The 8,229-nt window shown below is 74.4% G+C and carries 1 protein-coding gene; it reads right to left on the bottom strand.

The features are described from left to right. On the bottom strand, positions 1 to 8,229 hold an 8,229-nt coding region (locus tag HET64_RS33275; RefSeq protein WP_215110891.1), incomplete at both ends, for a type I polyketide synthase.

The raw sequence follows: 8,229 nt of genomic DNA, 5'->3' as shown, positions 1-8,229 counted from the left end.
CCCCACGACCCGACACCAACCACGGCACCGGCCCCTCACCCGCCGGCACGGCAGCAGAGGGCTCAGCGACAGGAGGCTCCTCCAGAATCAGGTGCGCGTTCGTGCCGCTCACCCCGAACGAGGACACACCCGCCCGCCGCGGACCTCGCTCACCGGACCAGGGCAGCGCCTTCGTCAGCAGACGTACGTCACCCGCCGACCAGTCCACGTGCGACGACGGCTCGTCGACATGCAGCGTTCCCGGCAACTGCCCGTGCCGCATGGCCATCAGCGTCTTGATGACCCCTGCCACACCCGCGGCCGCCTGGGTGTGCCCGATGTTCGACTTCACCGACCCCAGCCACAACGGACGGTCGTCGGGCCGGCCCTGCCCGTACGTCGCCAACAACGCCTGCGCCTCGATCGGGTCACCCAGCTTCGTCCCCGTACCGTGTCCCTCCACCAGGTCCACCTCCCCGGCGGTCAGCCCGGCGTTCGCCAACGCCTGCCGGATCACCCGCTGCTGCGACGGACCGTTCGGCGCCGTCAGACCGTTCGACGCACCGTCCTGATTGACCGCCGAACCCCGCAGCACCCCGAGCACCTGATGTCCGTTGCGACGAGCGTCCGACAACCGCTCAAGGAGCAGTACGCCCGCGCCCTCGGCCCACCCCGTACCGTCCGCCGCCGCGGCGAAGGGCTTGCAGCGGCCGTCGGGGGCCAGGCCGCGCTGGCGGCTGAACTCCACGAATCCGGCGGGTGTCGACATCACGGTCGCGCCGCCGGCCAGGGCCAGCGAGCACTCGCCGGAACGCAGCGCCTGTGCCGCCAGATGCATCGCCACCAGCGACGACGAACACGCCGTGTCCACCGTCACCGCCGGACCCTCCAGCCCGAACACATAGGCAAGACGGCCCGACACCACACTCGCCGCGTTCCCGGTCAGGAAGTAGCCCTCGCTGCTCGCGTCGCCCGGCAGGGACATGTAGTCCTGGCCGCTGGTGCCCATGAACACGCCGGTCGCGCTGGAACGCAACGAGTCGGGAGCGATGTGCGCGCGCTCCAGCGCCTCCCAGGACACCTCTAGCAGCAGCCGCTGCTGCGGGTCCATGGCCAGCGCCTCACGGGGACTGATCCCGAAGAAGCCCGCGTCGAACTCGCCCACATCGGCGAGGAAGCCGCCCTCGCGGGCGTACGAGGTACCGCTGCGCTCGGGGTCCGGGTCGTACAGGGCGTCCAGGTCCCAGCCACGGTCCGTCGGGAAGCCCGAGATCGCGTCGGCACCGGAGGCGACCAGGTCCCACAGGTCCTCGGGAGATTCCACCCGGCCGGGGAAGCGGCAGCCCATTCCGACGATGACGATCGGGTCGTCGCCGTCGGACCGCACAGGCCCGCCCTGTCCGGCCTGGCCCGACGGACCACCCTGTGCCTGTTCCGGACGCAGCCCGAGCAGCGTGCCACGCAGGTGTACGGCCAGGACGGCAGGGCTGGGGTGGTCGAACACCAGGGTGGCGGGCAGCCGCGTGCCGAGAGCGGCGGTCAGCCGGTCGCGCAACTGGACCGAGGTGAGCGAGTCGAACCCGAGACTGCGAAAGGCTCGGCCGGCGTCGACCTCGTCCGGGTCGGCGTGGCCGAGGACCGCGGCGGCTTCGGCACGTACGAGGTCCAACAGCAGTCCGATGCCGTCGGCCTCCGGCAGTGCCGCCACCCGACGGCCGAGGCCGTCCGGAACCGGCGCGGGATCGACGTTCGCGTCGGTGAAAAGGTCCGCCGCCTGCGGGAGTTCGTCGAGGAGCCGGCTCGGGCGGGCTCCGGTGAAGAGGGGCACGAACCGGTTCCAGTCCACGTCGGCGACGGTGAGCTGGGCTTCGTCCTCGGCGACGGCCCGGCGCAGGGCCGCGACGGCGCGGTCCGGGTCCATCACGCTGATGCCGCGTCGGCGCAGCCGCTCGGCGGCGTCGCCGACGGTGGCCATGCCGACGCCCGCCCAGGCCCCCCACGCCACCGATGTGGCGGGAAGCCCCCGGGCCCGGCGGTTCTCCGCGAGGGCGTCGAGGTGGGCGTTGGCCGCCGCGTACGCCGCCTGGCCCCCACTGCCCCAGACGCCGGCGATCGAGGAGAAGAGCACGAACGCGTCCAGCTCGGTGTCGGCGAAGACCTCGTGCAGTACGTCGGCGCCCGTCGTCTTCGCGGCCAGGGTGTCCGCGATCTCGTCCGGGGTGGTGTCCGCGAGGGACGCGTGGTGGCTGACGCCCGCGGCGTGCAGTACGGAGCGGATCGGGTGGCCCTCGGCGGCCACCCGGGCGACGAGCTCGGTGACCGCGAGGCGGTCGGTGACGTCGCAGGCGGCGACGGTCACCCGGGTGCCCAGCTCGGCGACGAGGCGGGCCGCCTCGGGGCTGTCGGCTCCGGTGCGGCTGACGAGCACGAGGTGGTCCGCGCCGTCGGCGGCCAACCGGCGGGCCACGTGTGCGCCGATCCCGCCGGTCCCGCCGGTGATGAGGACCGTACCGCTGGGCAGCCAGTCTCCACCGGCGGAGGGGGCAGGGGTGGCGGCGCGGGCGCGGATCAGCCTCCGGCCGAGGACGCCGGCGGACCGGATGGCGACCTGGTCCTCGCCGGTGTCCCCATCCCCGGTGCCTCCGGTGCCTCCGGTGACGACGGCGCAGAGCCGGTCGTACGCGGTGTCGTCGGGCTCGGCGGGCAGGTCGGCGAGCCCGCCCCAGCACCGTGGGTGCTCCAGGGCGGCGACCCGGCCGAGGCCCCAGATCTGGGCCTGGGCGGGGTCGGTGACGGTCGTGGTGCGGTCGGCGGCGACCGCACCACGCGTCACGCACCACAGCCTGGTCCCGGCCTCGGCACCGGCGAGCGTCTGGATCAGCCGTAGGGTTCCGATCAGGCCCGCGGTCGTTTCGGGGCGGCCGGGGTGCCCTCGCCCGTCGAGGCCCAGCAGTGACAGGACTCCGGCCGGCGGGCCGTCCGCCGCGTCGAGCGCGACGCGCAGGGCCGTACCGGCGTCGGTGCCGGCCTCGCTGTCGCCGTCCGGGCCGACGGTGAGCAGGTGGGTTCGCGCGCCGCGACGGGCCAGTGCGGAGAGCACGCCGGCCGTCCCGGCGGCGGCCTCGGGGGCGGACGGCGCGACGACGATCCAGGTGCCGGTGGGACGGGGCCGGGGCGGGTCGGTCAGCCGCCGCCAGGTGATCCGGTAGCGCCAGTCCTGGACGGCGGATTCCGTGTCGCGGCGTTCACGCCAGGCCGACAGCGCGGGCAGCAGTTCGGGCAGCGCCGCAGTCTCGGCCACGCCCAGCTCGTCGGTGAGCGAGGTGATGTCCCGCCGGGCCACGGCGTTCCAGAAGCGGGTGTCCGCCGGGCCGGCCGCGGGGACCGGGGCGGACCCGGCGGCGTCCGGCCAGTAGCGCCGCCGCCGGAACGGGTAGGTCGGCAGGGGTACGGTCCGGCCGCCCCAGCCCGCCGCGATCGCCGGCCAGTCCAACGGGACGCCGCGGGTGTGCAGTTCGCCGAGCGCGGCGGTGACGGCGCGCGGCTCCGGCCAGGAGGGGCGCAGCGCTGGTAGGAACGCCACCTCGTCCACGGCGTCGGGGAGGCATCCGGCGCCCATCGCGGAGAGCACGCCGTCCGGGCCGAGTTCGAGGAAGACGGTGACGCCACGGGAGTGCAGCCAGCGGATGCCGTCGTGGAAGCGGACGGTCTCCCGCACGTGCCGCACCCAGTATTCCGGTGCGGTGGCCTCGTCCGCGGTGAGGGCGGTGCCGGTCACGTTGGAGACGATCGGGATCCGTGCGGGGGCGAGGTCCAGCTCGCTCGCGAGGTCGGCGAAGTCTCCGAGCATGCCGTCCATCCGGCTGGAGTGGAAGGCATGGCTGACGTTCAACCGCCGCTGTTTCACGCCGCGTTCGGCGCATCGGGCGGCGATGTCCAGAACCGCTTCCTCGTCACCGGACAGCACGGTGGCTGCGGGTCCGTTCACCGCCGCGATGTCGACGCGGTGCCGGTGACCGTCGAGCAGTGGCTCCAGGTCCTCGGGGGCCAGGGCCACGGCGAGCATCGCGCCGCCCTCCGGCAGCGCCTGCATGAGGCGGCCCCGGGCGGCGACGAGCCGCGCGGCCTGGGGCAGGGTGAGCACCCCGGCGACGTACGCGGCGGTCAGCTCGCCGATGGAGTGGCCGAGCAGGTAGTCGGGACGCAGCCCCCATCCCTCGATGAGTCGGTAGAGCGCAGCCTCCACGGCGAACAGGGCGGGTTGGGTGTACTCGGTCCGGTCGAGGAGGGCCGCCTCGGGAGTGCCGGGCTCGGCGTGCAGTACGTCGAGCAGGGGCCGTTCGAGTTCCGGGGCGAACGCCGCGCACATCTCGTCCAGGGACGCGGCGAAGGCGGGGTGGCGGCTGTACAGCGCGCGGCCCATGCCGACGCTCTGGCTGCCCTGGCCGGGGAAGAGCACGGCGATCCGGCCCTCGCCCGCCACTCCGCGCAGGACGGCGGGCGTGGGCGCGCCGTCCGCCAGCCCGGCGAGCGTGCCGAGCAGCCCGTCCCGGTCCGGGGCCAGGACCACGGCCCGGTGTTCCAGGGCGGCGCGGGAGGTGGCCAGCGCGTGGGCGACGTCCCGCAGCGCCAGGTCGGGGTGGGCCGTGAGGTGGTCGTGCAGCCGGGAGGCCTGGTCGGCGACCGTGGCGTCGTCGCGGGCGGACAGCAGGATAGGCAGCGGCTCCGTCGGCCGCATGCCCCCGGGGTTCGGTTCGGACACGGGGAGTTCGGGTGCTTCCTCTGCTTCCTCTGCTTCCTCGATGACGATGTGGGCGTTGGTGCCGCTCACGCCGAACGAGGAGACGCCTGCCCGGCGCGGGCGGTCCTCGCGGTCCCACGGCACCGCCTCGCTCAGCAGCGCCACCTCGCCGGCCGACCAGTCGACGTGCGGGGACGCCTCCTCGGCGTGCAGGGTCCTGGGCAGCGTGCCGTGCCGCAGGGCGAGCACCATCTTGATCACACCGGCGGCGCCGGCGGCGGCCTGGGTGTGGCCGATGTTCGACTTGATCGAGCCGATCCGCAGCGGACGGTCCACCGGCCGGTCTCCGTACGCGGCGATCAGGGCCTGTGCCTCGATCGGGTCGCCCAGCACAGTGCCCGTGCCGTGGGCCTCGACCGCGTCGACGTCCGCGGGCGTCAGCCCGCCGGCGGCCAGCGCCGCCCGGATCACCCGCTGCTGCGACGGACCGTTCGGCGCCGTCAGACCGTTCGACGCACCGTCCTGGTTGACCGCCGAGCCACGGACCACGGCGAGCACCGGATGCCCGTTCCGACGCGCGTCGGAGAGGCGTTCCAGCAGCAGGACCGCGACGCCCTCGCCCCACGCGGTGCCGTCGGCATGTGCCGAGAACGGCTTGCAGCGGCCGTCCGGTGCCAGGCCGCGCTGACGGCTGAAGCTGACGAACGCACGGGGTGTGCTCATCACGGTGACGCCGCCCGCCAGGGCGAGAGAGCACTCCTGGCGGCGCAGTGCCTGGCTCGCCAGGTGGATGCTGACCAGGGAGGCCGAGCAGGCGGTGTCGACGGTCACAGCGGGGCCTTCGAGGCCGAGCGCGTACGCCACCCGCCCGGACAGGACGCTCGCCGCGTTTCCGGTGGCGGCGAAGTCCTCGCCGTCGGGCACATCGGTGAGCAGGCTCTCGTAGTCCTGGCCGTTGGTTCCGGCGAACACCCCGGTGCGGCTGCCGCGCAGCGACCTGGGGTCGATTCCCGCGCGTTCGAGCACCTCCCACGACGTTTCGAGGAGCTGGCGCTGCTGCGGATCCATCGCCAGCGCCTCGCGCGGACTGATCCCGAAGAACCCGGCGTCGAACTCGGCCGCGTCGGACAGGAATCCGCCGTGCCGGACGTACGAGGTGCCCGGCCCGTCCGTCGTGGGGGCGTGCAGCCGGGAGAGGTCCCAGCCGCGGTCGGTGGGGAAATCGCTCATCGCGTCGACGCCGTCCGCGAGCAGCGTCCACAGGTCCTCGGGCGAGCGCACCCCTCCGGGCAGCCGGCAGGCCACCGCCACGATCGCGATCGGCTCGTCGCCGTCCGGCCCGGATGCCGCCGGACCGAGCCCGTCCGCCTGCGTCCGCGCTCGGGGCGTGCTGTCGGCCCCGCCCAGTCCGGCGTCGATGCGCGCGGTCAGCAGGCCGACGGTGGGGTGGTCGAAGACCAGGGTGGCCGGCAGCGTCAGACCGGTGGCGACGGTGAGCCGGTTGCGTAGATCGAGCCCGGTCAGCGAGTCGAATCCCAGCTCCCGGAAGGGGCGTTCGGACCCGATCGCGGTCGGCGCGCCGTGTCCCAGGACCGCCGCGACCTGGCCGCGGACGAGGTCGAGGACGGCCGCGTGCCGCTCGGAACCGGACAGGGCGGCCAGCCGCCGCGCCGCCTCCGGCAGGGCAGCGCCCGTGCCGTCGACCGCGGGCGCGCCGTTCGGAACGAAAGCGCCGCGCGCGTCGGGCAGGTCGGCCAGCAGCGTGCTGGGCCGTACGGCGGTGTACGCGGGTGTGAACCGGGACCAGTCGACGTCCGCGACCAGCACATGCGTCTCGCCGTCCGTCAGCGCCCGGCCCAGGGCTGCTAGCGCGAGTTCGGGTGTCATCGGCCGGGCACCGGAGCGCCGCAGCCGCAGCACGGTGGCCGCGGACCGCGCGGCCATGCCGTCACCGGCCCAGGCTCCCCAGGCGATCGAGGTGGCCGGAAGTCCGGCGGCCCGGCGCTGCGCGGCCAGCGCGTCCAGGACGGCGTTGGCCGCGGCGTAGTTGCCCTGGCCGGCGCTGCCGAGTACCCCGCCGAACGCGGAGAACAGCACGAAGGACGCCAGGGGCAGGTCACGCGTCAGCTCGTCCAGATACCGCGCGGAGGTCGCCTTGGCGTCCAGCACCGAGGCCAGCCGCTCGGGGGTGAGCGCCGACAGCGGGGCGTCGTCGAGTACGGCGGCGGCGTGCACCACCGTGTTCAGGGGGTACGCGGCAGGCACGGCGGCGATCGCCTCGGCCAGCTCCGCGCGACGGCTGATGTCACAGGCGCGAACGGTCACCCGGCTGCCGAGTGCCTCCAGGTCCCGACGGAGGTCGTCGGCCCCGGGGGCGTCCGGGCCCTGCCGGCTGAGCAGCACGATGTGCTCGGCGCCGCGCTCGGCCAGCCTGCGGGCGACGTGGCCACCGAGGGCACCGGTGCCGCCGGTGATCAGCGTGCTGCCGCCCGGCGACCATTCCGGTTCGTCGCGTCGGGTGGGGTTCGTGGCGCGGCGCAGCCGGCAGGCGAGCATCCCGGTCGCGCGGACGGCGACCTGGTCCTCGCCGGTGGTGCCGGTCAGCACGAGCCCGAGGCGCTGGTACGCCGGGCCGTCCGGGTCGGCGGGCAGGTCGATCAGGCCGCCCCAGCGGTCGGGGTGTTCCAGAGCCGCGACCCGGCCGAGACCCCATACCCCGGCTGCCTCGGGAGCACGTACCGGCTCGTCGGCGCCGGTGCCGACCGCGCTGCTGGTGACGCACCACAGCGGCGCGGTCACCCCGGCGTCTCCCAGCGCCTGCACCAGCGCCAGGTTGTCGGCCGTCGCGTTCCAGTCCCCGGGTGCGGCGCCGCCGGGGAGCGCGAGGGCGGACAGCACCCCGGAGAGGGGCTCGGCGCCCTCGGACACCGCGCGCAGTCGGTCGGCGAGTGCGGCCCGTCCCGTGCCGGGTGCGACGGTCAGAGTTTCCGCCCGGGCCCCGAGGCTGTCGACCAGCGCCGCCAGGGGCGCCGACGCGCCCTCGTCGTGGCTGACGACCAGCCACGAGCCGGTCAGGGACGCGGCGGGGGTAACGGGTTCCGGTACTGGTGTCCAGGTGACGTGGTAGCGCAGGCCGGCGAGGGCATGACGCTCCTGGCGGCCACGCCGCCACGCCGTCAGGACCGGGAGAACAGCATCGGAAGGGGTGTCCCCGTCGAGGCCCAGCGCCTCCAGATCATTACGCTCGACCGCCTCCCAGAACTCCGCCGTACTGGGATCGACGTCCGGCTCCACAACAGAGGACCGGGCCGACCCCTCCAACCAGTAACGACGACGCTGGAAGGCGTACGTCGGCACCTCCACCGGCGGTCGCGTACGGGAAACCCACTGGTCCCAAGCCACATCAACCCCATGGACATGGAGCCGGGACAGACCCGTCAGCAGACTCGTCGCCTGGTCACGGTCACGCCGCAGGAAACTCGCGACAACCTCACCATCACCCACGTCCA

Origin of the sequence: Streptomyces sp. McG3, from assembly GCF_018619185.1 — a bacterium.
In the GTDB taxonomy this organism is placed as follows: domain Bacteria; phylum Actinomycetota; class Actinomycetes; order Streptomycetales; family Streptomycetaceae; genus Streptomyces.
This window is presented reverse-complemented; position numbering and strand designations above follow the sequence as displayed.